Annotated in this window: 20 protein-coding genes and 1 tRNA gene; 13 read left to right on the plus strand and 8 right to left on the minus strand. The window is 57.7% G+C overall.

The window, feature by feature from the left end; all coding sequences use genetic code 11:
- Positions 1-3 precede the first annotated feature (3 nt).
- Complete coding sequence (locus Q0915_RS17490) at positions 4-1,305, minus strand: sugar ABC transporter permease (protein WP_299476211.1); 1,302 nt, start codon at positions 1,303-1,305, stop codon at positions 4-6.
- Between the two features lie 139 nt (positions 1,306-1,444).
- Positions 1,445-2,812, minus strand: a complete 1,368-nt coding sequence (locus tag Q0915_RS17495) for an extracellular solute-binding protein (RefSeq protein WP_299476214.1) — start codon at positions 2,810-2,812, stop codon at positions 1,445-1,447.
- Between the two features lie 638 nt (positions 2,813-3,450).
- On the opposite strand from Q0915_RS17495, the gene Q0915_RS17500 reads away from it, so the two are divergent.
- Entirely contained in the window at positions 3,451-4,851 is a 1,401-nt protein-coding gene (locus tag Q0915_RS17500; protein WP_299476216.1) for an amidase, read from the plus strand.
- Positions 4,852-4,903: 52 nt separating this feature from the next.
- On the opposite strand, the gene Q0915_RS17505 is transcribed toward Q0915_RS17500, so the two are convergent.
- Both Q0915_RS17505 and Q0915_RS17510 read right to left on the minus strand, forming a co-directional pair.
- Positions 4,904-4,979 (minus strand) — tRNA-Ala (locus Q0915_RS17505).
- 152 nt (positions 4,980-5,131) lie between these two features.
- Positions 5,132-5,524 (minus strand): TIGR02300 family protein, encoded by a 393-nt coding sequence (locus Q0915_RS17510; protein ID WP_299476218.1) that lies wholly within the window; start codon positions 5,522-5,524, stop codon positions 5,132-5,134.
- A 415-nt stretch (positions 5,525-5,939) separates the two neighbouring features.
- Between Q0915_RS17510 and aroA the strand changes: the two genes are divergently transcribed.
- The 8 genes from aroA to Q0915_RS17550 all read left to right on the plus strand — a co-directional run bounded on the left by aroA (position 5,940) and on the right by Q0915_RS17550 (position 14,873).
- Entirely contained in the window at positions 5,940-7,295 is a 1,356-nt protein-coding gene (gene aroA / locus Q0915_RS17515; RefSeq protein WP_299476221.1) for a 3-phosphoshikimate 1-carboxyvinyltransferase, read from the plus strand.
- Positions 7,292-7,918, plus strand: a complete 627-nt coding sequence (gene cmk, locus Q0915_RS17520) for a (d)CMP kinase (RefSeq protein WP_299476224.1) — start codon at positions 7,292-7,294, stop codon at positions 7,916-7,918. Before aroA ends, cmk begins: the two co-directional genes overlap by 4 nt.
- Positions 7,919-8,193: 275 nt before the next feature.
- The gene (rpsA, locus tag Q0915_RS17525; protein ID WP_299476227.1) at positions 8,194-9,891 is read left to right on the plus strand and encodes a 30S ribosomal protein S1; all 1,698 of its coding nucleotides are present in this window, start codon (positions 8,194-8,196) and stop codon (positions 9,889-9,891) included.
- Between the two features lie 32 nt (positions 9,892-9,923).
- Positions 9,924-10,802, plus strand: coding sequence for an NUDIX domain-containing protein (locus tag Q0915_RS17530; protein WP_299476230.1), 879 nt, complete (start codon positions 9,924-9,926; stop codon positions 10,800-10,802).
- A 12-nt stretch (positions 10,803-10,814) separates the two neighbouring features.
- Complete coding sequence (locus Q0915_RS17535) at positions 10,815-11,813, plus strand: SPFH domain-containing protein (RefSeq protein WP_299476233.1); 999 nt, start codon at positions 10,815-10,817, stop codon at positions 11,811-11,813.
- A complete protein-coding gene (locus Q0915_RS17540) occupies positions 11,810-12,709 on the plus strand; it encodes an NAD(+)/NADH kinase (RefSeq protein ID WP_299476236.1) in 900 nt (299 codons plus the stop codon). The genes Q0915_RS17535 and Q0915_RS17540 overlap by 4 nt, the downstream gene beginning before the upstream one ends.
- Positions 12,710-12,801: 92 nt before the next feature.
- Positions 12,802-13,854, plus strand: a complete 1,053-nt coding sequence (locus Q0915_RS17545; protein ID WP_299544359.1) for a DUF3616 domain-containing protein — start codon at positions 12,802-12,804, stop codon at positions 13,852-13,854.
- 134 nt (positions 13,855-13,988) lie between these two features.
- Complete coding sequence (locus Q0915_RS17550; RefSeq protein WP_299476242.1) at positions 13,989-14,873, plus strand: DMT family transporter; 885 nt, start codon at positions 13,989-13,991, stop codon at positions 14,871-14,873.
- Between the two features lie 51 nt (positions 14,874-14,924).
- Here Q0915_RS17550 and Q0915_RS17555 read toward each other — a convergent pair whose 3' ends face one another.
- Positions 14,925-15,818 carry a LysR family transcriptional regulator gene (locus Q0915_RS17555; protein WP_299476245.1) on the minus strand — a complete coding sequence of 298 codons (894 nt, stop codon included), beginning with the start codon at positions 15,816-15,818 and terminating at the stop codon, positions 14,925-14,927.
- A 108-nt stretch (positions 15,819-15,926) separates the two neighbouring features.
- On the opposite strand from Q0915_RS17555, the gene Q0915_RS17560 reads away from it, so the two are divergent.
- From Q0915_RS17560 to Q0915_RS17575, 4 genes are read left to right on the plus strand one after another with little or no spacing between them, the layout of a single operon-like run.
- Positions 15,927-17,525, plus strand: a complete 1,599-nt coding sequence (locus tag Q0915_RS17560; protein ID WP_299476248.1) for a sulfatase — start codon at positions 15,927-15,929, stop codon at positions 17,523-17,525.
- Positions 17,526-17,549: 24 nt separating this feature from the next.
- Positions 17,550-18,551 (plus strand): tripartite tricarboxylate transporter substrate-binding protein, encoded by a 1,002-nt coding sequence (locus Q0915_RS17565; RefSeq protein ID WP_299476251.1) that lies wholly within the window; start codon positions 17,550-17,552, stop codon positions 18,549-18,551.
- A 15-nt stretch (positions 18,552-18,566) separates the two neighbouring features.
- Positions 18,567-19,049 carry a tripartite tricarboxylate transporter TctB family protein gene (locus Q0915_RS17570; RefSeq protein WP_299476254.1) on the plus strand — a complete coding sequence of 161 codons (483 nt, stop codon included), beginning with the start codon at positions 18,567-18,569 and terminating at the stop codon, positions 19,047-19,049.
- Between the two features lie 6 nt (positions 19,050-19,055).
- Positions 19,056-20,561 carry a tripartite tricarboxylate transporter permease gene (locus Q0915_RS17575; RefSeq protein ID WP_299476257.1) on the plus strand — a complete coding sequence of 502 codons (1,506 nt, stop codon included), beginning with the start codon at positions 19,056-19,058 and terminating at the stop codon, positions 20,559-20,561.
- Between the two features lie 69 nt (positions 20,562-20,630).
- Here Q0915_RS17575 and Q0915_RS17580 read toward each other — a convergent pair whose 3' ends face one another.
- The 3 genes from Q0915_RS17580 to mtnK are packed head-to-tail and all read right to left on the minus strand — an operon-like array spanning position 20,631 to position 24,027.
- Positions 20,631-21,650: a sugar-binding transcriptional regulator gene (locus Q0915_RS17580; protein ID WP_299476260.1), complete on the minus strand. Its 1,020-nt coding sequence runs from the start codon at positions 21,648-21,650 to the stop codon at positions 20,631-20,633.
- A complete protein-coding gene (gene mtnA / locus Q0915_RS17585; protein WP_299476263.1) occupies positions 21,647-22,756 on the minus strand; it encodes an S-methyl-5-thioribose-1-phosphate isomerase in 1,110 nt (369 codons plus the stop codon). Before mtnA ends, Q0915_RS17580 begins: the two co-directional genes overlap by 4 nt.
- Entirely contained in the window at positions 22,753-24,027 is a 1,275-nt protein-coding gene (mtnK, locus tag Q0915_RS17590) for an S-methyl-5-thioribose kinase (protein ID WP_366525293.1), read from the minus strand. Before mtnK ends, mtnA begins: the two co-directional genes overlap by 4 nt.
- Positions 24,028-24,078 lie beyond the last annotated feature (51 nt).

Consider the following 24,078-nt stretch of genomic DNA (forward strand, 5'->3'; position numbering starts at 1 on the left):
TCTTTACCCCTCGATCCGCGGTTTCACGAGTAGATTTCGGAAGTTGAACAGCCTTAGATAGGCAAGGCTCGCAAGGAGGCCGATCACAACAAGTATCAGAGCGTAAGTCGCGCCAAGCCCGTACTGGAGGTTTCCTCCATAGTTGTTGAGCGCCGTGTGAAAGGCCGCCAGCGCCCAGACCTCTGTTGCACCACCCGGTCCGCCGTCGGTCGCCAGGTAGATGTATTCAAACGACGTGAGCAGGGACATGGTCTGATAAGACGTAATGAAAAGAATCGGCCAGCGCAGCTGTGGCAGGATGATGTACCAGATCTGCTGCAGACGACTGGCTCCATCCACTTCGGAGGCGTAAAGCATTGACGCTGGGATTGCCCGGATTGCCGACGAGAAAACGATCATGCCCATGGAAGCGCCGACAAATCCGTTGATCAGGACGATTGTCGTCCAAGCGTGGAACTCGGTATCCAGCATCCAGTTTCTGGGAGGCACCCCGAAACCCGAAAGCACCGTAGATATAAAACCGGTGTCCCAGGTGAACCATCGCCACATCACGATGTAGAGCACCGGCGGGAGAATGCGTGGCAGGAACCAGATCGCCCTGAAAGCTGCGGCCTGTCCGGCGGGCAGATAGAATGTCGCAATTGCCAGAAACAGCCCAAAGAGCACATTGAACGACAGCGTGAAAACGACATAAATGACCGTGTTCTTGGCGTATTGCCAGGTGGAATCGAGCGAAAACAAGAAACCGAAATTGTCCGTGGTCCAGACCCAGCCGGTATAGGCGACCTCCGTGATGAGGGGGCGATCCGTTTCGGGAATTCCCGCTTCTTCAAGCGCTGCTTCGAAAGCAGTCGGGCTGTCAAAACGCTCGTTCATCAGCGAACGCTTGAACAGATCAGCAGCCTGTTTGCGGTCCCTGGTCTTTCTGATCGGGTTTGAGCGCAGATCCTTCAGGGCACGTTCCACGTCACGCCGCTTCGAAAACACTTCACCTTCGTGCAGCTTGGCGAATTCTTCCGCGACCGGCTTGCCGAAATCCAGAGCCAGGGCTTCCAGACCCTTGGCATCCACCCGGTAGCCCGCGCCTTCAATCTGCTCCAGTGTTGATTTCGGCAGGCCTGCGTCGGTGAGCGCGCGCAGACCGCTGGCGTTCAGAACGTAAGCGCCTCCTTTGACACCGGTGGCCGTGCTCATGTTCGTGAAGGAAAAAAATCCTGTCAGAACCACCGGCACGAGGAAGAACAGAAAAACGACGATGAGTGCCGGCGAAAGAAAGGCAAGGCCCAGCCAGCTCGAACGTTGCATGAGGTGCTCCTGCTAGAGCGTCGGCATTCGAGGGAACGCGCGAACGTGATCAGTAAAGTCGGATCAATCAATCTTTGGAACTTACTGCGACCGGACCGGGCGGCAGGCACCCGGTCCGGTCGCTCATTTCAATTCCGGATCAGCGGACGATCAGCTCATCGCCCAGCGTGGCCTTCATCTGAACTTCAACCTCTGCAACTGCCTCGGCCGGGGTTTTGGTGCCGGTCCAAGCTGCCTCAAGCCCCTTGAACAGGGCTTCCGAATAGGCACCGTAGTTCACGTGGTTCGGCTGAGAGTTTGCATGCCCAAGCAGGCGTGACGTTGCTTCATCGGCCCAGCGGTCATTCGCGTAGAGTTCGATGTTGGACTGCTGTTTGGAAATACCCAGGTGGTTCGATTTGATCGCGTGCAGCGTGTTGATGCGCGGCTCGGAGGCGATCTTCACGAGGTTGGCAGCGATTTCTTCAGCTTCGTCATCCGCGTTGTCAGTGATGAGGTAGACCAGCGGATGGGTGATGGTGTTGGCGCGCCCATTCTCGTCACCGGCAGGAATAAGCGAGAACTCGATCGTATTCCAGAAGTCCTGGTTGCCTTCCTGCGCATAGCGTCCGTAGTGCCAGGTTCCACCATGCCAGATAGCGGCTTTGCCGTTGGCGACCTCATTGTACCACTGCCCCCAATCCGTTCCGAGGTGGTTCTTGCGGGTTACACCTGCTTCAACGGCGTCGGCGAAGAACTGGTAGAAACTTTCCATCGCCTTTTTGTCCAGAACCAGCTTGCCACTCTGCGGATCAATAAGTTCACCGCCGAAGGACTGGTAAAACTGGGCGAAGTCCGGGCCATTGGAAACACGCGGATAAAAGCCGTAGCCCTCTTCGACGGCTTCCATGTCAACGGCCTTCTTGGCGTCGGCCAAAACGTCCTGCAGCGTGTATTCGCCCGCTTCGACCTTTGCAGGCAGCGCCGCAATGTCTTCGTCGCTGTAGCCGATCTTTTTCAACGCGTCTTTCCAGAAAAAGAACGGACGGCTTTCAGCATCCTGCGGCAAACCCCATTGCACATCATCAAACGCAGCGATTTCCATGAGGTTCGGGTAAATGTCGTTGAGCGGCCAGGCGTCGAGATCAAGGTACTCTTCAACAGGCACAATGTATCCAGCTTCCGACCAGGGCGCGATATCGAGATGCGACGTAACGACAATATTTGGCGCTGTTCCGGCCTCGGCCGCGAGCGTCACAGCCTGCTTGAATTCCTGCCAGTTACCGAACTGACCCTTGGACTCGACCGTAATATTCAGGTCTTCGCCATTGATCGCGGCCTCTTTTTCCAGGATGTCGGCGGCCATTTCAATGGCTTCCCAACGGTACGCATCGCTGTCGTTGGAACCACCAGCCCAAACGGTGATGGTCAAGTCCTTTGCGAGGGCTCCGCCAGCGACGGTCGATGCCGTGAGGGCCAGAACGGCTGCTGCCGTGGACTGACGCAGTCTTGATACGAAAGTGGTCATGATACTCACCTGCTCTCTTTCTCGCGCCGTTTCCGGAGTGGTTTTTCAGCGCGGAATATAATGTTTGCACACGTGTGCAAAACGATCAATACAGATGAGTCATTACGGCTGTGTGACACCCTCACGGATTGTCGGAAGGCCTCCAGTAGCGGTATCAGGATCGCACTGCGGCACAACAGATTTAAGTCAAGATGGTGCTTCTCCAGGCTGAAACACTTCCTGGAAATATTTCCAGCGTTCATCCCGGATGATGTGCACCCACCGCGACAATTCACTCCAGGAATGCATCTGATATCTCCTGCGAACCGCGGCTTTTGTACCTTATGCAGGAAACCCAATTGAAATTGCCGTCAAACACGAAGACCCATCAATGACGGTCAGTCTATTCGTCGTCACCGGCTCGACCGGCACCTCGATGATCAGGTGAACCTGCCCCTGACGCGGTGAACTGTTTGGTAAGCCCGCGTTCGACAGCGCCAAGCGGCCGGAATGCAGAACCGTGCCACGTGCTTCAGGTCTTCATGCAAGCAGACCGTTGTCAACGGAAAGCTTCTCCGGTGACGGCATCGGATTTGGACTGTGCAGCGGTTGAAAATCGCCTACCATCGCAGGAAATTCGAATTGAAAGGTGCCGACCCATGGATGCTGCCGATTTTGCAATTCAAAATGCGGACGCACTCTGCCGGATGAGTGCCCGCGATCTGGCAAAGGGCTATCGCGATAGAACGATTTCCCCTGTCGAGGTTGCCAAGGCCTGTCTTTCCAGAGCACATGAACTGAACCCGGTTTTCAACGCTTTCACCTTTATTGACCACGAGGGAGCGCTTGAGGCAGCGCGCTCCTCCGAGGCCCGTTGGGCAAAAGGGGAACCATTGTCCGTGGTCGACGGCGTTCCGGCAACCATCAAGGACATCGTGTGGGTCAAGGACTGGATGGTCCGGTTCGGCAGTGCGCTCACGAGCCCTACCCCTTTTCAGGAAGACGCCCCAAGCGTGCGTCTGATGCGCGCCGCCGGCATTGTTTTTCTCGGCCAGACAACAACGCCGGAATTCGGCTGGAAGGCAGTCACCGACAGCAAGACATTCGGCATCACGCGTCACCCGCACGATACCGACCTGACCCCCGGCGGCTCGTCGGGCGGTGCCGCCGTTGCCGCAGCCCTGGGTGCCGGTGTCTTTCACCTTGGCACGGACGGCGGCGGGTCCATCAGAATTCCCTCGGCCTTTTGCGGCCTGACCGGACTGAAGCCGACGTTCTCGCGGGTGCCGGCCTATCCTGCAAGTGCCTTTGGAACGGTCGCGCATATCGGCCCAATGTGCCGCAATGCCGAAGACGCCTTCGAGATGCTGAAGGCAATGTCCGGGAGGGATCGCCGCGACTGGTATCAGGGTGAAGGACGCCTCGACCCGCTGGACTATGAGGCTGTCGAAATCAAGGGATTGCGCGTCGGCTACTGGACCAAGCCGCCAGCCGGTCGTCTTGATCCTGAAGTCGCGCAAATTGTCGACCGGCAGGTGAAATCTCTGGAAGCTCTCGGGGCCATCGTCGAACCGTTCGACCTGCCCGGATCCGATCTTCTTGACACCTTCCACGTTCATTGGTTTTCCGGCGCGGCGGCGCGCCTGGCGTCATTCAGCTCCGCCGAATGGGACAAAGTCGACCCCGGCCTTTTGGAGATTGCGGAAACAGGCAGGTCTTATTCAGCCCAGACCCTTGTGGCAGCACAGGTCGAGCGGGCCGAATACGGCGCAAGGATGGATGCTGCGCTTGAGGCGTATGATTTCATTGTGTCACCCGCCGTCACCGTTCCGGCCTTCGGCGCCGGACTGGAAGTCCCGGCAGGTTCAAGCCTCAACCGATGGACCGAGTGGGCAAGTTTCAGTTTCCCGATCAACCTGACCCAACAACCGGCGGGCGTAGTCCCCTGCGGCAAGACACAGGCGGGATTACCGGTCGCGCTTCAGGTGATCGGCGCGCGGGGCAAAGATGCGAGGGTACTGTCGTTTTTGGACAAACTTGAAAAGGGTGGCGGCATTTAGCACAGCCTGCGGCACCATTTCGAACCCGGCAATTTTTTCAGAAACGAGGAAATGGTGGAGCCAAGGGGGCTCGAACCCCTGACCTCTTCGCTGCCAGCGAAGCGCTCTCCCAGCTGAGCTATGGCCCCATATTCCATTGTCGGCCGGTGTTGGGTCTCCGGCGTTGATGGGGGCGGAACATAGTCACACCGCCCCTCAAGATCAAGCAGAAATTTCGGTGAATTTGCCTGCCTTGAACCGAAAGGAACGGACAGCGAAAATTGCCTGTCCGATCAATCGATTACTGGTCTGTGTCGTCTTCAATCTCGACCCTGATGCCGGGGACTGAGTCTTCGTCTTCGTCCTCGTCTTCGAGGAAGACGTCGTCGTCGTCGCTTTCATCGCTTTCGATTTCCACGTCATCGTCACCTTCGAGGTCCGGCACATCGTCGGAGCCTTCCGCTTCAGCGTCGGCTTCTTCGAGCGTCACGATTTCCGGTGCTGCCGTGTCCTCTTCTTCTTCCTCTTCTTCCGGTTTTTCTTCTACCTTGGCCGCCTTGGCGGCGCGCGTGGTCATGACCGTTTCGAAGATGGTGCCGCATTTCGGGCAGGTAATCGGGTCGCGATGAAGATCGTAGTATTTGGCGCCACAGCTCGGGCAGAGCCGCTTTGTGCCAAGTTCAGGTTTTGCCACTGTGCTCACCCTTCATTCGTTTTCTGGCTGACTATTCGGTGGGCCGCCCCATAGCGTTATGCTCAGCCGGTGTCAAAGCCAAATCGGTAAAAAAAATCCATTCGCCCCATTCTTCTGCATGTTGCGAGCCAAAGATCAAGCGCGCGAAAAAGTTCTCGCCAAAAAATCACACTTGCAGGCATTTGGTCCCTATCAGATCGAAGCCTCAGCCCGGCGGCGGACCAAATGGTCGAACAAACGCTGTCCTATACTTGATTCGGGAGCAAAATACACATTCAGGAGACGAGGGCTCCGGTCAGGGGAGACGCAGCTCTATGAGCAAGGCCGCCTATCAAAAACACTGGAGATGACGGAACAGCATCCGCGTGATAGGACGTGACACCTTTTGCAAACTTCCAAGTTCCGGACATTGAAAATGTCACATAATACCGCACCCACTCCACTCACAGCGAGCACCGGCAAACCTTTGACCGGCACGATCCGCGTGCCCGGCGACAAATCCATTTCGCACAGATCCCTGATGTTCGGCGCGCTGGCCGTCGGTCGCACATCGGTCAAAGGACTTCTGGAGTCCGAAGACGTCCTGGCGACAGCAGATGCGATGCGCGCGGTTGGCGCGACGATCGCAAAGCATCAGGACGGGAGCTACACCGTCGACGGCATCGGCCTCGGAAGCCTTCTGGAACCGGAACATGTGATCGACTTCGGCAATGCCGGTACCGGCGTCCGTCTGACCATGGGCATCTTTGGCAGCCACAACATCGCGGCCACCTTCGTGGGCGATGCGTCCCTGTCAAAGCGCCCGATGGGCAGGGTACTAAATCCGTTGCGCGAGATGGGGACAAACGTGATCGCGCGCGAGGGCGACCGCCTGCCCGCTTCCATTCGCGGTGCCGAAACAGCTCTGCCAATCACATACCGGGTCCCTATGCCCTCCGCGCAGGTCAAATCCGCTGTTCTGCTTGCAGGATTGAATGCACCGGGCGAGACAACAGTTATCGAGCCGATCCCGACACGCGACCATACCGAGAAGATGCTGAAGGGTTTTGGTGCGGAGATTTCCGTTTCCCTGAATGAAAACGGCGAGCGCGTCATCAAGCTCAAGGGTCAACCGGACCTGCAACCGCAGGATATCGACGTGCCGGGCGATCCGTCTTCCGCCGGTTTTCCGCTTGTTGCCGCACTCATCGTTCCAGGCTCCAACGTCACAATCGAAAATGTGCTTCTCAACGAGCACCGTTCCGGACTGATCACCACCCTGATCGAAATGGGCGGCGACATCGAAATTGTGAATCGGCGCGAGACCGGCGGCGAAGAAGTGGGCGACCTTAGGGTCAAGGCCAGCCGGCTGAAGGGCATTACAGTGCCGGCAAGTCGCGCCCCTTCGATGATCGACGAATACCCGGTTCTGGCGATCGCGGCTGCCTTTGCCAAAGGCGATACCTTCATGCCGGGCCTCGACGAATTGCGCGTAAAGGAATCCGACCGGCTTGCCGCGGTTGCCCGCGGGCTTGAGGCAAACGGCATTCCGTGCATTGAAACCGAGGACACGCTGACGGTTACCGGTGGAGCAAATGCGATAGGCGGCGGCACGGTGACAACACACCTCGATCACCGCATCGCGATGGCCTTCCTGGTTCTGGGCATGGCCGCGCACAAACCGGTCACCGTCGATGATGGTGCTGTGATCGCGACCAGTTTCCCGACCTTTACGACGCTGTTCGAAAACCTCGGAGCAAGCTTGACGATGCAACCCGGCGAGGCGGCATGATCATAGCGATTGACGGTCCTGCAGCTTCGGGAAAAGGTACTCTCGCGCGCCGGCTCGCCGACCACTTCGACATTCGGCACCTCGATACGGGACTGACTTACCGCGCTGTTGCGGCTGCACTGCTGGCAAAGGGGCTGCCGCTCGGAGACGAGGGCGTTGCCATCGAGATCGCTCAAAATCTTGACCTTGCCCACATGGACAAGACCGTTCTCGCCGCCCATGAAATCGGTGAAGCTGCCTCCCGCATTGCGGTACTTGGCGGCTTGCGTGAGGAGCTCGTCAATCTGCAGCGCCGTTTTGCGCAAACACCCCCTGGTGCCGTTTTGGACGGGCGCGACATCGGCACGGTCGTGTGTCCGGATGCGACGGTCAAGCTGTTCGTCACAGCATCTCCGGAGGCACGTGCACGCCGGCGCACGGATGAGATGATCTCAAAGGGAAACGATGCAAATTACGCCTCGGTTCTCGACGATCTGAAGCGCCGGGACGAGCGTGACAGCCAGAGAACCGTCGCTCCGATGAAACAAGCTGACGATGCGGTCTTGCTTGATACGACAGAAATGGATATAGAGACCGCGTTCCAGGCGGCTGTGGATATCGTGTCCCGCGCCAAGGGTGCCTAAGAATGATTGGGGGTTCGCCTTGAAGGCGCGCCCCTTTCAGTGCATCCGGAACACTTGGCCTTTGTGGCCGGCAGTTCTTGATAAGAACGACATGTAATTTCGGCAGGGCGCTGCTTATCCGCACCCTGTGGCGAGACTGGATTTTCCGTCTTCTGCCCCCGCCGGCCCGCTTTCGAAGCGGCAGGATCAGCGGAAACCGCGATCCCGGGAGATGGACAATCCGGAGTGCAACACCAACCCGCCGGCGGTGCGCCAACTGGCGCTCAGGAGAATAAATGACCGATTTCAATCCCTCTACCGAGGATTTTGCAGCTCTTCTCGAAGAGTCTTTCGTCCAGAACGACCTTTACGAAGGTGCCGTTGTCAAAGGCACCGTCGTCGCAATCGAAAAAGACCTTGCCGTCATCGACGTCGGCCTGAAGGTCGAAGGCCGCGTGCCGCTGAAGGAATTCGGCGCCAAAGGCCGCGATGGCGAAATGAGCGTCGGGACGGAAGTTGAAGTTTACCTGGAGCGTGTCGAAAACGCTCTTGGCGAAGCTGTTCTGTCGCGCGAAAAAGCCCGCCGCGAAGAAAGCTGGGTTCGCCTGGAAGTCGCTTTCGAAGCCAACGAAAAAGTCAACGGCCAGATCTTCAACCAGGTCAAGGGCGGATTCACCGTCGATCTGGACGGCGCTGTCGCCTTCCTGCCGCGTTCGCAGGTCGACATTCGTCCGGTTCGCGACGTAACCCCGCTGATGCACACGCCGCAGCCGTTCCAGATCCTGAAAATGGACAAGCGCCGCGGCAACATCGTTGTGTCACGCCGTGTCGTTCTGGAAGAAACCCGCGCCGAACAGCGTTCGGAACTGGTTCAGAGCCTGGAAGAAGGCCATACCGTGGAAGGCGTGGTCAAGAACATCACCGACTACGGTGCGTTCGTCGACCTCGGCGGTATCGATGGTCTGCTGCACGTCACCGACATTGCGTGGCGCCGCATCAACCATCCGTCGGAAGTTCTCACCATCGGCCAGACCGTCAAGGTGCAGATCATCCGCGTCAACCAGGACACGCATCGCATCAGCCTCGGCATGAAGCAGCTTGAAACCGATCCGTGGGACGGTATCGAAGCCAAGTATCCGATCGAAGCGAAGTTCACCGGCCGCGTGACCAACATCACCGACTACGGTGCCTTCGTCGAGCTGGAGCCGGGCATCGAAGGCCTGATCCACGTTTCGGAAATGTCCTGGACCAAGAAGAACGTCCATCCGGGCAAGATCGTTTCCACTTCCCAGGAAGTCGAAGTGATGATCCTGGAAGTCGATCCGGTCAAGCGCCGCATCTCGCTCGGTCTGAAGCAGACCCTGCAGAATCCGTGGGACGCGTTCGCGGAACAGTTCCCGATCGGCACAAACGTCGAAGGCGAAGTCAAGAACAAGACCGAATTCGGCCTGTTCATCGGCCTCGACGGCGACGTGGACGGCATGGTTCACCTCTCCGACCTCGACTGGAACCGTCCGGGCGAGCAGGTGATCGAGGAGTACAAGAAGGGCGACATGGTCAAGGCCGTCGTTCTGGATGTTGACGTTGAGAAAGAGCGTATCTCTCTCGGCATCAAGCAGCTCACGGGCGATCCGATGGAATCGGGTGCTGCCGGCGAACTGCGCAAGAACTCCGTCGTCACCTGTGAAGTCACCGAGATCAAGGACAGCGGCCTGGACGTCAAGATCGCGGACAGCGATCTCACTGCCTTCATCCGCCGCGTGGATCTTTCGCGCGACCGCGAAGAGCAGCGTCCGGAACGGTATTCCGTCGGCGACAAGTTCGATGCCCGCATCACGCAGTTCGACAAGAAGACCCGCCGCGTGACTGTGTCCATCAAGGCACTGGAGATCGCAGAAGAGAAGGAAGCTGTCGCACAATACGGTTCTTCCGATAGCGGCGCGTCTCTTGGCGACATCCTCGGCGCTGCCCTCAAGCAGCAGTCCGAAGACTAAGGTTTTCCCCTCTCGAACCATCGGGAACGGAAATGAAAAGCCCGGCAGCAATGCCGGGCTTTTTGTATTGTGCAGACAGTTCGCGTCTTCACCCGCTTGGCTTTCTCCCACATCTCGCCATCTCGATCCTCACCCTCCGGCCTGCAACAGACCGTTCTTTCGGCGGACGTTGCCTATTGACTTATTATCAACTTAGTTATATCTATTTTGATAATAAGGAGTTTGATATGGACTATCCCAAGCCTGCAGTGGCCGTCGATCTTGCCTTGATCACCGTCCTCGACGAAAAGCTCTGTTGCCTGCTGATGCGCCGCCACGACGCGGAGATCGTTGGCGGCGACTGGGCCATTCCCGGCGGCTATGTCCACATTGAAGAAGCCATCGAGGCAACGGCCGAACGTGTGCTTCGGGACAAGGTTGGACTGTCGGATGTCTATCTGGAACAGCTCTATACCTACGGCGCACCAGCAAGGGATCCTCGGGAACGCGTCATCAGCGTCACGCATTTCGCGCTCGTCGACGCTGATCGGCTGGGTCAGGCGATTGCGGACAACGCGAATCTACTCCTGGCAGAAATCTGTGCGGACTGGAATGAGGAAACGGGTGGCATCGCAAGCGCGCACCGCATTGACGGTGAAACACTCACCCTGGCATTCGACCATGCCTTCATTCTGGGTGATGTGGTCAAACGGCTGCGTGGCAAACTGGATTACACCAGCATTGCCCTGGAACTGTTGCCGCCGCTGTTTACCCTTCGACAAGCTCAGGAAGTTTATGAGGCTATCCTAGGGAAACAGCTCACCAAGCCGGCCTTCCGCAGAAAACTCCTCGATAGAAATATCATCAAACCAACCGGTAAACGCGAGACAGGATCCGCCTTCAGACCGGCGGAGCTTTACGCACGCATTTGAAAGGTACAGACAATGGCACAGATACAGAGATTTCCGCTGGTCCGTCACTTTCGTGCTGACGCCTCCAGCCATGTCCAGAAATACAGCAAGGGCAAAAGAGTCCGCTCCGGCAAGGGCCTTTCCTTCTGGTTTCTGCCCCGGCAGACATCCGTTAGTGAAATACCGACCGATGACCGGACGCTTCCATTCATGCTCAAAGGCCAGTCCAAGGACTATCAAGACCTGGCCGTCCAAGGCAGCGTCGTCTGGCGTGTCGTGGACGCAGAATGTCTTGGAGAGCGCGTTGATTTCACGATCGATCTGAAACATGGAGCCCTGCTGGGGCAGCCGATCGACCAGATCAATGACCAGATCGGATCGCTCGGTCGACGTTACATCTCCGCCTATATCAAGGGCAAGGACGTACGCGATCTTTTGCAAGCAGGCGTCGAGCCGCTCCAGACGGCCCTGAGCAACGGCTTTTCCGAGGATGACACCCTTCCTGCGATGGGTATCGAAATAGTCGGTGTCGGCGTCGACAATGTTTCGGCGAGTTCCGCCTTGTCCCGCGCCTTGCAGACGCCAACATTCGAGCAGCTACAGCAGCGTGCGGACGAAGCAACCTTTGCCCGACGGGCTATGGCCGTGGAAAAAGAGCGTGCCATCGCAGAAAACGAATTGAGCACCAAGATCGAGCTGGAGGCACAGCGCAAGGAGCTTATCGCCCGCGAAGACGAAAACGCCCGTTCGAAGGCCGAAGCCATGGCTGCCGCAATGAAGATCGACGCGGTTGCCGAGGCAGGGCGCATCAGAACAATCGATCAGGCACGTGCGGATATGGAGAAGGAGCGCATGGAAGTCTATGCGGATCTGCCGCCGATGGTGATGTTCGCTGTGGCAGCCCAGGAGTTTGCCGGCAAACTTCAACACATAGACAACCTGACAGTTACACCCGACATGCTCTCAAATGTCATCGGCCAGGTCCAAAGCGCCATGAAAGGCTCGCCTTTGCCGGGTGAGACCCAAACATGAGCAGCCTGGCTCCCCGCGTCGTCATCGTCACCCGGCAGTCCGAATTTCAATCGCTGCTGGCATCCCATGGCACGCGGGGGCAGGCAGCCTTTTTTCTGCAAAGCCGTGAGCAGGATATCAGCGAGGTAGAAACCGCACACATGGCGCTGGCGACAGCAATCCAACGGACCAAGTCCGCAGTGCCGGCTGAATGGTCCATTGCAAGTGTTGAGCGCGACGACCTGGACCGGTTTCTCTTCACCGACAACGACATCATCGTTGCTGTCGGGCAGGACGGTCTGGTTGCCAATCTCGCCAAATACTGCTCAGGCCAACCCGTCATCGGGGTGGCCCCCGGGCAGGACGGCTCAGAGGGAATTCTGACCTCGGCGTCTCCGGCAGACGTTGCCCGCCTTCTGGAACAGGTTGAACGAAATGCGGTCGAGATAAACCACCGGACGATGGTCTCGGCAATTCTGGGTACGGGAGAAACCCTGTGTGCACTCAATGAATTGTTCATCGGTCATCGCAGCCATCAGTCCGCACGCTACCTGATCCGCATAGGAAACGAGGAGGAGTATCAGTCGTCTTCGGGCGTAATCGTGTCGACCGGAACCGGCGCAACAGGCTGGGCAAAGTCGATCATGACGGCAACACACCAGATGTTCGACATCGATCCGACCGACCGCAGCGCGCTCTATTTTGCGAGAGAGCCGTGGCCCAGCCACCACAGCGGCTGCGAATTGCGGTCAGGTGCAATCGGCCCAGGCAAGGATTTGCACCTGACTTCGCGCATCAATGACGGCGGTGTCGTGTTCGCGGATGGAATAGAACAGGACTTCCTGCGGTTCGACTGGGGACGCCGTGTGTCGGTGTCCATTGCGGACAAGACGCTGAACCTTGTGTCGGCCACTTAGACTGGTCAGGAAGATTGACCGCCTGGACAGGAACAATCGAAAATTAGGTTATGCTTGCACGCAATGACATCTGCACCGAAGGGAGCCACATGATGCGACTATTGCTGCTTTTTCTGCTCGTGTTGACGTGGCACTCGGAGGCAAGTGCGGATATTTTTCGGGCGGACACCGAATGGAAGGTCAAACCGGATTTCGAGAAAAGCGCTGCCGCTCGTGAATCGATCAGCGGCGCGGACTGCGCTCCAGACGGTGGATGGTGCCTGGCGGCCAATGATGAGAAGAACTATGCGCAGTTCTTCAAGATCGGGAAGAACAGGCTCGACCCGGACAAGAAAGGAGTGATCCGGCTGCTGCCGAAGAAGGTCGACGGTGAGAAGATGGACGAGATTGACGCGGAAGGCGTGGTTTTTGTGCCGTCCGGTGATGACAACACACCGTCCTACTTTTATGTCACCGGCTCGCACGGGCTTTCCAGAGGCGGCGATTTGCAACCGTCTCGATACTGGCTGTTCCGATTCCCGGTCGAAACAGGCACCGGCAAGCCGACCTTCACATTCGACGACAAGAAGGTTGTCCCGGAAGTTGAGCGAACAGATCTCCTGGCAGACACGATCGAAGCCAATCCCGACCTTGCCTCTTATGTCGATCAGAAGCTGGACCAAAATGGCGTGACCATCGAAGGGATCTCCGAGATGAACGGCGACATGCTGTTCGGTCTCAGGAGCCCGTGCCTTGCCAACCACGCGTTTATACTGCGGGTGCCTGGCAGCGAGCTTTTCAAGAAGACCCCGCCCTCCTCAACAACGGAGAAGGTTGGGCTGGGTGACAATGTCGGTGTGCGCGATCTGACCCGGGTAAATGATGGCCTTCTCATTCTTGCGGGCCGAAGCGACGACCGCAGGGGCGTTCAAGACTTCACCTGCGACGAAAAAAGAACGCCGCCATCGCCGGCACCGTCTCTCTGGTTCTGGAGCGGTAAGAATGGCGACGCTGCCAAACCGTACGGAGCACTCCCTGGTATAGATGTAAACGCGAGCGCCGAGACATTGCTTGTGCTCGAGGAAACTCAGACAGCCTACAGGGTGCTGGTGCTGTTCGACGGTGAGAAAAACGGCGCGCCGGTGGAGTTTCTGGTCAATAAATAGCATTAGCTACTGGTGCGTGCGCAAGATTGCACCGTGCGGCAAGAGAACCGAATTCGGCCTTGCCGGACTTGCAATGTTGCCGTTCTTTCGGATGATCGCTGGATACTCTCGACAGTCCGTTTTGGATTTCCAACATGTCAGCCCTTGATCTGTGCCGCCTGGCCGGCACCGTCTTTCTTGCCGTCACGCTGGTCGTGATCGGCGACACCTGCGGAAAGCTGCTCACGCAGAGCGGCGTGGATCCTTTCATCGTCGCCTGGTCTCGCTTCGCGATCGGGGCGCTTGTCCTGTGGCCGCTCGCCCGCATCCAGTGGCGGGAACTTGCCGGCATGAAGGATTGGCGCGTGATCCTGCGGGCTGTCTTCATCGCGGGCGGGATCTCGTCCATTCTGACGGCACTGGAAACCGAACCGATCGCAAACGTGTTCGGTGCCTTTTTCGTCGGACCGATCATTTCCTATGTCCTGGCAGTCGTCTTTTTGAAGGAAAGGCCGTCGACCACCCATACCATTTTGCTGGCAGTCGGATTTCTGGGTGTGCTGCTGGTGGTCAAACCCGGTTTTGGCGTGACCACAGGCACGCTGTTCGCCCTGCTCGCCGGGACTTTCTACGGCTGTTATCTCTTCATGACAAAGCTTCTTGCCGGGGCCATGCGGCCCACCCGGCTGCTGATGTCGCAATTGCTGTTCGGCACGATATTGCTCACCCCTCTCGGTCTCACCTCTCCAATTCCACCCAGCGAAACGAGCGTATGGTCACTGCTCATTGCAAGCGCCCTCGCCTCCACAGCGGGTAACTACCTGCTGGTCATCGCAAACCGGACGGCAGACGCGAGTCTTGTGGCGCCACTGGTCTATACGCAGCTCATCTCGGCAACCATTTTAGGTGTCATTGTCTTCGGCGACTGGCCGGATCCTGTCGCGCTGCTCGGCCTGGCGCTCATTTCCTTGTCCGGACTTGGCTCACTTGCTGTGCGCAGAAAGCCGGATGACCGCACCACGAATGCACGTTCGGGCTGACATCGCGGGTTTCAGCCGCGCACGTGGCACGCTCGACGCATACTTCCAAGGTCAGAACGTCAGATCCTCCGTTTCGAAATAATCCAGGACAGCCCTGATCGCATTAAAGCCAAGCGAACTCTCGCGCACATAAATTCCGGCGTCCCTGCGCGGCATGCCATGCAGGGTCGGACGAATTGTGAGCCCTTCGCTCTCCACGCGATTGGCCAGCTGCAACGGCGCGGACATGACGAAACCTCCCTCCTTGACCAGTTGAAGCCCGGTTGCGAATGAGGTGGTCCGGATATTGATGATCGATTCCAGCGCGTCTTCAGGTGCGCAATATTCCTGAATGCGTTTTTCCGTCTTCGGATCGACCACAAAACTCACCCACCGGTATCCTGACAATTGCGCCGGATCGATATGTTCCTTGCGGGCGTGCGGGTCATCGGCGCGGACGACGATACCGTGTTCGACACTGGTAACGAACCTGATATGGACGCCATCCATCAGTTGTTCCGGCGGTATTATGCCCAGGTAGACGTCGATCTCACCCGTTTGCAGTGCCTTTCCCAGATCATGTCCGGTGTCCGTCCTCACTTCCAGTTTCAACGCCGGGAACCGTGCATTGAGCCGCGCAAAGAGCTGGGCAACGCAGTTCAGGTGAAAGACCGGTCCGGCTCCTACTTTGAGAACCGGCAGCCCCGCGGTGCTGATCGTTGAAACTTCCTCGATGCATTGACGGTACTCGTGCTGAATGCGTTCCGCTCGTTTCAAAAACACTTTGCCCGCCGCCGTCAGCTTCATGCCGCGCCGGTCGCGTTCAAACAAAGCCGCGCCAACCTGATGTTCAAGATTGGCAATGCGTTTGGTGACCGACGGCTGTGTGAGAGCCAACTCGCCGCATGCCGCGGTCAGGGATTGGTGCCTGGCAACAGCCAAAAACGCAGTCAGGTTCTTATCCATGTGACATTCTTTTTTTGAATGAAAGCTATCAATAATTCAATTTTACAGAATATCTTGTTTCGATCAATGTGGGACAGGTTCGCGGAACAACAAGCTTTGGGAGGAGCAATGCGGACGGTCCTGGTATTGTTTGACTCGCTCAACCGTCTGGCGCTCGGCGCCTATGGCGGCACCGCAGTGAAGACACCCAATTTCGATCGATTTGCCCGGCGCGCAGTGACGTTCGACAAGCACTATGTCGGCAGCTTGCCGTGTATGCCCGCACGGCGGGACATGCATACGGGCCGGCTCAATTTCATGCACCGGCATTGGGGCCCGCTTGAGCCCTTCGACGATTCGTTCGCACGGCTCCTGAGCGATGCCGGTGTCTATTCGCACCTGATATCCGATCACCTTCACTACTTCGAAGACGGTGGCTGGGGCTACGCCAACGCCTTCGACAGCTGGGACTTTATCCGCGGGCAGGAATACGACGCCCTGAAAGCGCTCGCCGCGCCTCCGGTCGACAGGTTCAAACAGAAATTCGATCCCAGCCACTATCCGTTCGACAACCTGGCGAACGCTACGATCACGCGGGGCAACACGGACCGCATGGCCTGGAAACGGTCGAGGGCTGCCATCACACATGACTTCCTGAAAGAAGAGGCCGATTTTCCGACCGCCAAGTGTTTTAAGGCGGCGTTCGAGTTCCTGGACCTGAACAAGGAGGCCGACAACTGGTTCTTACAGCTCGAGTGTTTCGATCCGCATGAACCCTTCGTTGCGCCCGAACGCTTCAAGGAGGCGTATGAAAGTGGCTACAACGGTAAGATCCTGGATTGGCCGCTTTATGAAAAAGTCAGCAATTCCAAACAGGAAATTGCCGAAATCCGGGGGAATTATGCCGCCCTCGTTGCGATGTGCGACGAGTATTTCGGCAAGCTTCTCGATCACTTCGACGCAAACGATCATTGGGACGACACCTGCCTGATCCTGACAACCGATCACGGATTTCTTTTGTCGGAGCATGAGTGGTGGGGCAAGAACAGAATGCCCTACTATGAGGAGATATCTCACATCCCGCTCATGATCTGGCATCCAGAGCACGCGGATCAGTGCGGTTCGCGGCGCAAGAACCTGACGCAAACTCCGGATCTCATGCCGACAATCCTTGAGATCCACCAGTGTCAGGTTCCTCCCAGTGTGACCGGCGTATCGTTAAACTCAATGCTTGCTGACGATACGCCGGTCCACGAAAGCCTGGCTTTCGGCATGTTCGCCGGGCCTGTCTGCGTGACCGACGGGCGCTACAGCTACTTCCGCTATCCTGAAGACCTGTCCGGTGAAAACCTCAATCTCTACACCCTGATGCCGACGCATCTGGCGTCTCATTTCACGATAAGCGAACTTCAGACCAGCCAACTGGCAGGTCCGTTCGACTTCACCAAGGGCGTGCCGTTGTTGAAAATACGGCTCGACCCGAAGAATACGCAGGTCGGTAACGACGGACAGACGCTCGAAGACTGCACGTCGGCGCTCTACGATCTGGAAGTTGACCCCGGGCAGACGGCGCCCCTATCGAACGATGCCATTGTCGCCCGTCTGGCTGAGCGAATTGTCCATCATTTCACAGAGCATGACGCTCCGGCCGAGCTCTATACGCATTTCGGTCTTCACCGCGAATTCGCACCTGAGAAGGAAGCGGCAGGACACGCTGCCGAGGCTTGAAAACACCATTTGGAGGAGGAAAACATGAAGCTACCGAAGTCCCTGCGCACGATTGCTGCGACAGCTGCGATCGTGACGATGTCAGCCGGATCGGCAATTGCCGAATTTCCCGAACGCACCATCGAACTGATCCATCCCTGGGGCCCAGGAAATGCGATGTCCGTCAGCCAGCTCATTGCCAAGGCAATGGGAGAAGAACTCGGGGTCGACATGCCGGTGATCTCGACACCCGGCGCTGCCGGAACGAAGGGGCAAAAAACCGCCATGTCGCGTCCTGCCGACGGATACACCGTATTCGACGGGTACGTTGCACCGCTGGTGTTGCAGCCGATCCTCGGAAATGCCGACTGGACGTTCAGCGACTTCAAGCCGCTCAACGCGGCGGTTTCCAACGCCTTTGCCATTGGCGGGCGGGTTGACGAAACCCGCTGGTCCAACTTTGAAGAGATGATGGAATACGGCCGGGCAAATCCGGGCGAACTCCGGTACTCGTCCGGATCCAGGAACAACCTGCCGCACATGGTGATCGCGAAGGTTCTTCAGTCCTACGGTGTCGTGGCGCAGAATATCCCCTATACGCAGGACGGAAACGCGGTCAAGGATCTCAAGTCGGGCGTGCTTGACTTCTCGTTTATCAATGTCGGCAACTACATTCAGGACAAACCGGCCTTCAATATCATGCTGGTGCTGTCTGAACTGCCGGGGGCGAAAGCGTCCTACGACGGTGCGCCCAGCATTGCAGATCTCGATATCGATCTCGGCCTGTCCGGACTTGCGCCCATGGGCTGGACCTGGTGGATCGTACACAAGGACACTCCGGACGATGTCACCGAAAAGCTTCGTTCCGCAATGTCTGCGGCAATGCAGCGTCCGGACGTGCGGGGGGCGATTGAAAAGGTCGGGTTCGTTCCCCTGGAATGGGATCACAGCCAGTATGAAGAGGTTGTCGGTCCGGTCCTCGATCAGCTTTCCGCGATGGGCAACGCCTTGAAGTGGGAAGAAGAAGAACTGAAGAAACTCAACTAGAGCGACACGACGGCGATGACCTCAAGAACCCTGGCCTTGCTGGTGACCGCCTTCTTTGCGGTCATCGTCGGCATTGTGTTTCAACAGATCCACACGTCCATGCATGAACAGGGGATCGCCAGTGGCGGTCCCTACGACAATGCGGCGGCCTATCCGCGCGCCGTTGCCATCGCAATTGCCGCGCTCGTTCTCGTTCAGCTTCTGGCGGACTTCATTTCGGACCGAAAAGAAACCATGAGGCTGCCGCCTGACGCCTTCAAGAGAGCTGTCGGCCTGCTAGTTGTCTTCGCCGTCTACCTTTGCTGTCTCGGGCCACTTGGATACCACCTGACGACAACGCCGATGGTCTTTGCAATCATGTTTATCTGCGGTGCACGGCAATTTGGAAAAATGCTGATTGCAGCGCTCGTCATGTCTTTCGGGTTTGCCTTCGTATTCGAGAAATTCCTCAACGTGGTCCTGCCGGGCGGCGTCTTCAGACTGAATATTCCGTGGTAGACATCCATGCTCTTTGAATCTCTCCTTGCCGGGTTCCAGCTTTTTCTGACACCTCTGGCAATCGGCCTGACATTTATCGGCATTCTGATCGGTCTTCTTGTCGGCGCGATGCCGGGCCTGGGTCCTTTGATGGGCATCATCCTTTTGCTGCCGGTCGCGATCGGATTGCCGCCGGTCGCCGCGATGGGATTTCTGATTGCCATCTTCGTCGGCGGGTCCTGTGGCGGCTCCATTTCGGCCATTCTGCTGCGTATCCCCGGAACACCACTGGCTGCGGCCACTCTGTTTGACGGGTATCCCATGGCCCAGAAAGGACGGGCGGCGGACGCAATCGGGATCGCCATTTCTGCGTCCGCCATCGGCGGCCTTATCGGTGGGGTCGTGCTGATCTCCGCTTCGCCTTTGTTGGCAAAGTTCGCCAGCGGTTTCGCGCCTCCGGAATACGCCATGCTCGCCATTACGGGCCTGTTTGCCATCGCGATCATCTCCGGCGGTTCGTTGATCAAGGGCTTGATCTCCGGCTGCTTCGGACTTTTGCTGGCAACCATCGGAACGGACGAATTTTCAACCGGCTACCGTTTCACTTTCGGTACGCACCATATGCTCAACGGCTTCCATATCGTCGCTGTCGTCGTCGGCCTCTTCGCGATTTCGGAAATGGTCTACCAGGTGATCGGCAACGACCTTCTCAAAAAGCCCGACATCAAGGTCGAGCGGCCAGGCTTCGGTTCGCTTCTCAGGACGCTTCGGCACTGGGGCAACCTGATCAGGTCTTCCGCGATCGGTGTTTTCTTTGGCGCGCTTCCCGGGGCGGGCGGCGTGATCAGTTCCTTCAGTGCCTATGCGATTGCAAAATCCGCGGCCAAAGAAGGTGAGAAATACGGAGAAGGCGCAGAAGGTGGGGTCGTTGCGACCGAGAGCGCCAACAATGCCACAGTCGGGGGTACGCTCGTACCTTCACTGGCGCTCGGAATACCGGGTGATGCCTCGTCGGCGATGCTGCTTGGCGCCTTGCTGATCCTGGGTTTCGTTCCAGGTCCGATCCTCTTTGAGCAGGAACCGGAATTCGTCGGCGGCATTTTCCTGGTCTATATGGCGTCCAACGTCTTTCTGCTGTTTGCGGGCATCCTGGCGACGCCATTTTTCGTTTATGTCCTGCGCATACCGAAATTCTACCTGATACCAATCATTCTGATCCTGTGTTCAATCGGTACCTTTGCCCTGCAGGCCTCGGTATTCGACCTGATGGTCATGTTCGGTTTCGGTCTGGTCGGGATCCTGTTCCGGGCCGCCAACTATCCATTGGCACCGATCGTGATCGGCATCATCCTCGGACCCATTCTGGAAAACAATCTCCGTCGCGCCCTGCTGATCTCCAGAGAGGGATATTGGATTTTCCTCGATCGTCCGGTCTCCGCCACGCTCGTTTGCGTGAACGTGCTTCTGGTGGCCGGAGCACTCTATTATGCCTGTCGGAACCGAAAGCGATTTTTCACAAAGCAGGAGGTTTGACCTGGCGAAAACCCGAAACGCCAAATCTGTTTGAAGACGGATCAGACTTCAGCACAAAGCGGCATTCACTCAGGGGTCTGTTTCCGCCAGCGCAAGCAGTTGCTCGGCGGTCTGCGAACAGGTGGCTACGTGGGTTGCGTAGTTGCCGCGAATGGCCGCAAGCATGGGTGCCGCGCGATCCGGGCCGACCCCAACCAGCAGACCCATATCCTTGTTGCGCATCTCGTCCAGCGTGACCGCAATCATCCGGTCTTCGATGTCCCTGTTGAGACCATTGCCGTACCGGTCAATCAATCGGCCGCAGATAACCCCAATCGCACCGTCTCCGGCACAGGTCTCGACGTCGGCTCTGTCAAGGAGACCTGTATGCACCACATGGCTGTCTTCACCGCAGGTGCCACAGGCAAAAACCGTTTTGTTGCAAGTGGCAACAGCTTCCAGTTGTGCCTGGATAACCGGCTCCTCCTTCAACCGCTCAACAAGGCTCTTGTCGGACAAGACCAGCGGGACGTGCAGATTGACACAGTGGGCGCTGTAGCGCCTTGCAAGCGTGGCGGAGCAGGTCTCGGCAGCAAACCCCAGTGCGGCAGGACGCGATCCCACAAGCTGGACCACAGTCAGGCCCTCGACGGCAACGCGTGGTGCGGCTTCAGCAACGCGATAGACTGTTTCACCCCATGCCACGCCCAGCCGGTCACCCGGCTTCAGCAAACTGGGCAGCCAATCGGCGACGACCCGCGTTACCCGATCAAGAGACTGTTCATTGCTGCCGGAAGCGGACGGCACGACCACGGCATCTTGAAGACCGAACCGTTCGACGATCCGGCGCGCAAGTTCCTGGTTCCGAAAGACGTCGGTGTCGAGCGAAATCCGCACATAGTCACGCTTTCGCGCCTCCGCCAGATAGTTGACTACCGTTGCCCGCGAGATGCCGAGCCGTTCGGCAATGTCATTCTGATTCATGCCATCATGATAGTAGCACCAGGTCACTTCGATGATTGCGTCCTCCTGGGTGCGCGCCCGCGTGGCGATGGAGCGAGGTCCACCCCTGCCGTCCGCCGGCACCGACCTGGAAGGACCCGGGCTCATGCGCTTTTGGCAAGCTTGGCCAGATCGGGAAAAAGCTCTGCCAAACCCTCGGCGCTTGCTTCACACACACCTCGTTCGGTAATCAGCCCGCTGACGAGATGGTTCGGTGTCACGTCGAAGGCAGGGTTGCCGCCGGGCGTGCCAATCGGAGTAACCTGCACCCGCCCAATTGTGCCTTCAGGGGTCAGGCCCTGGACGTGGGTGACCTCCTGCTCCGCCCGTTCTTCAATCGGAATTTCGGCAACACCGTCAGAAACGCTCCAGTCAATCGTCGGCGACGGCAATGCGACGTAAAACGGAATATTGTTGGCCTTTGCGGCGAGCGCTTTCAAATAGGTTCCGATCTTGTTGCAGACGTCACCACGGCGCGTCGTCCGGTCCGTCCCCGTGATGACGACATCGACGAGACCATGCTGCATCAGATGCCCGCCCGCATTGTCGGTGACATAAGTGTGCGGAATTCCATGACTTCCAAGTTCCCAGGCGGTGAGTACTCCCTGGTTGCGTGGCCGTGTTTCATCGACCCAGATATGGATCGGGATGCCGTTGTCGTGGGCCTGGTAAATCGGGCTCGTGGCGGTTCCCCAATCCACTGTGGCAATCCAGCCGGCATTGCAATGCGTCAGGATGCGGACCGGTTCGCCCGACGGTTTCCCCGCCGCAATCTTTCGAATGATCTCCAGCCCGTGCTGGCCGATGTTGAAGTTGATGTCGACGTCTTCATCAGAAATTTCGTGCGCAAGACGCAGGGCGGCTTCCGCGCGATCGCCTTCTGCAAGAGGCATCAGATGTGCACGGCAACGATTGAGCGCCCAACGCAGATTGATCGCGGTTGGACGGGTCTTGTCCAAATACTCCCAGGCCTTTTGCAGGTTCTGGTCCGAGGGATCCAGTTTGGCGGCCAACGCCATGCCATAGGCGGCTGTTGCACCGATCAGCGGCGCGCCGCGTACACGCATCTCTATGATCGCGTCGGCGAAGTCCTTTAGCGTGTCGACCTGCTGAATGCGGAATTCATGGGGCAGCCAGCGTTGATCGATAATCTGGAGCGCGCCCTTGCCTTCATCCCACCAGAGCGAACGGTAGTGGGTCCCATTGACTTTCATAGGATGTCCTCAGTGTTGATTTTGCGTGCGAGGGCCAGCACGTCGTTGATGGAACCGAAACTGCCCGCTTCCCGGATCAATTGCGCACCCATGTGCAAATTGCGCGCTTCCAATTTCGCCTTAAGCGCCTTGTCCTCGATTTCCTCGAAGTCGGCATTGTGGGCGAGCGACAAGGTCCTGCGGTGCATTTCTATCCCGCAGAAGCCCATCGCGTCGGTCATGATTTCAGCCAGCAGTTCGTCGCAGGCATCAGCCGAATGATGTCCCTGGTCTTCAAACAGCGCACCGGGATAGAGCATGCCGGTCCGCTCGGTTTGCCACAGCTGCTTGAACTCGTCCTCGAATGCGCCAACGGTCTCGGTGATGACAGACAGAAGCCATTCCTGATATCCGGCCAATTCCCCTGCACCGCGGTGCGCTGGCTGACTGAAATAGGCCATCAGAAAGTTTGCCAGCAGCATGCCGATGTCGAACCCCATCGGTCCGTACTGAACGAACTCCGGATCGATGACACGGGTTTGCGTATCGGTCGACATGATCGATCCGCTATGCAGATCGCCATGCACCATCGTCTCCGTGTTGGAGGCAAACTTCATCAACAGGCGCTGCACCTTGGCCTTCAGGCGCGCATCAGACCGGAGCGCAGACACCACCGGCTCGAGCCCATCGGTATGATGGTTCATTTCCGCTTCGTGATAGGGATCGGTGAAGACCAGCGCCTCAGTGATCGCCGGAATTTCAATGTTGCCGGCAAACAGGCTGACATCCTGTTTCTTGTCGGCACTCTTCATTGACAGTTCCGATCCCCGAAAAGCTGTCCGGGCACAAAACTTGCCGAGAAACTCACCCAGGCCTGCAACCTGTTCTCCGTCAATGAGCTTGCGGCGGAGGATCTTGTGAGGAGCAATGTACTCCATCACGATCAGCGCCTGCTCTTCATCGAAGTGATAAATGGCAGGGACCGAGCCTGGATCTCTCTGTTCCTGCCGCAGCAAAGCGTGGTTCTCGAAAAAGGCCCGGTAGAGTGGCAATGGCCAACTGTCGCCGACAAGGCGCACATAAGGCAGCGCCTGTTTGACGACTACGGTTCCCTGCGGCCCCTCAACGATAAAAACCAGGTTCAGATTGCCGTCACCGACCTCGCTCACGGTCCAGCCAGCCGGATCCTGTCCGACACGTTTTGCCACGGCGGCGACTGGCGCCAGACGAGCTGCGAGGTCCTCCGGCGACAATGGCCGATACTGCTCCGGCGTATCCATGACTGCGTTCAATCCTCCCTTTTCCGCTCAGATAATGATCGAGTTTATTCAAAAGTCAACTTA

This window comes from uncultured Roseibium sp., assembly GCF_947494555.1.
Classification (GTDB): Bacteria; Pseudomonadota; Alphaproteobacteria; order Rhizobiales; family Stappiaceae; genus Roseibium.

What these genes read in the sequence shown, in the direction of transcription:
- Q0915_RS17550 (WP_299476242.1), top strand. Translation starts at nt 13,989, where the DNA reads ATGTCAGCCCTTGATCTGTGCCGCCTGGCCGGCACCGTCTTTCTTGCC.
- Q0915_RS17560 (WP_299476248.1), top strand. Translation starts at nt 15,927, where the DNA reads ATGCGGACGGTCCTGGTATTGTTTGACTCGCTCAACCGTCTGGCGCTC.
- Q0915_RS17545 (WP_299544359.1), top strand. Translation starts at nt 12,802, where the DNA reads ATGCGACTATTGCTGCTTTTTCTGCTCGTGTTGACGTGGCACTCGGAG.
- Q0915_RS17535 (WP_299476233.1), top strand. Translation starts at nt 10,815, where the DNA reads ATGGCACAGATACAGAGATTTCCGCTGGTCCGTCACTTTCGTGCTGAC.
- Q0915_RS17555 (WP_299476245.1), bottom strand. Translation starts at nt 15,818, where the DNA reads ATGGATAAGAACCTGACTGCGTTTTTGGCTGTTGCCAGGCACCAATCC.
- Q0915_RS17580 (WP_299476260.1), bottom strand. Translation starts at nt 21,650, where the DNA reads ATGAGCCCGGGTCCTTCCAGGTCGGTGCCGGCGGACGGCAGGGGTGGA.
- rpsA (WP_299476227.1), top strand. Translation starts at nt 8,194, where the DNA reads ATGACCGATTTCAATCCCTCTACCGAGGATTTTGCAGCTCTTCTCGAA.
- mtnA (WP_299476263.1), bottom strand. Translation starts at nt 22,756, where the DNA reads ATGAAAGTCAATGGGACCCACTACCGTTCGCTCTGGTGGGATGAAGGC.
- Q0915_RS17500 (WP_299476216.1), top strand. Translation starts at nt 3,451, where the DNA reads ATGGATGCTGCCGATTTTGCAATTCAAAATGCGGACGCACTCTGCCGG.
- Q0915_RS17565 (WP_299476251.1), top strand. Translation starts at nt 17,550, where the DNA reads ATGAAGCTACCGAAGTCCCTGCGCACGATTGCTGCGACAGCTGCGATC.
- Q0915_RS17570 (WP_299476254.1), top strand. Translation starts at nt 18,567, where the DNA reads ATGACCTCAAGAACCCTGGCCTTGCTGGTGACCGCCTTCTTTGCGGTC.
- cmk (WP_299476224.1), top strand. Translation starts at nt 7,292, where the DNA reads ATGATCATAGCGATTGACGGTCCTGCAGCTTCGGGAAAAGGTACTCTC.
- Q0915_RS17575 (WP_299476257.1), top strand. Translation starts at nt 19,056, where the DNA reads ATGCTCTTTGAATCTCTCCTTGCCGGGTTCCAGCTTTTTCTGACACCT.
- aroA (WP_299476221.1), top strand. Translation starts at nt 5,940, where the DNA reads ATGTCACATAATACCGCACCCACTCCACTCACAGCGAGCACCGGCAAA.
- Q0915_RS17490 (WP_299476211.1), bottom strand. Translation starts at nt 1,305, where the DNA reads ATGCAACGTTCGAGCTGGCTGGGCCTTGCCTTTCTTTCGCCGGCACTC.
- Q0915_RS17540 (WP_299476236.1), top strand. Translation starts at nt 11,810, where the DNA reads ATGAGCAGCCTGGCTCCCCGCGTCGTCATCGTCACCCGGCAGTCCGAA.
- Q0915_RS17530 (WP_299476230.1), top strand. Translation starts at nt 9,924, where the DNA reads ATGAAAAGCCCGGCAGCAATGCCGGGCTTTTTGTATTGTGCAGACAGT.
- Q0915_RS17495 (WP_299476214.1), bottom strand. Translation starts at nt 2,812, where the DNA reads ATGACCACTTTCGTATCAAGACTGCGTCAGTCCACGGCAGCAGCCGTT.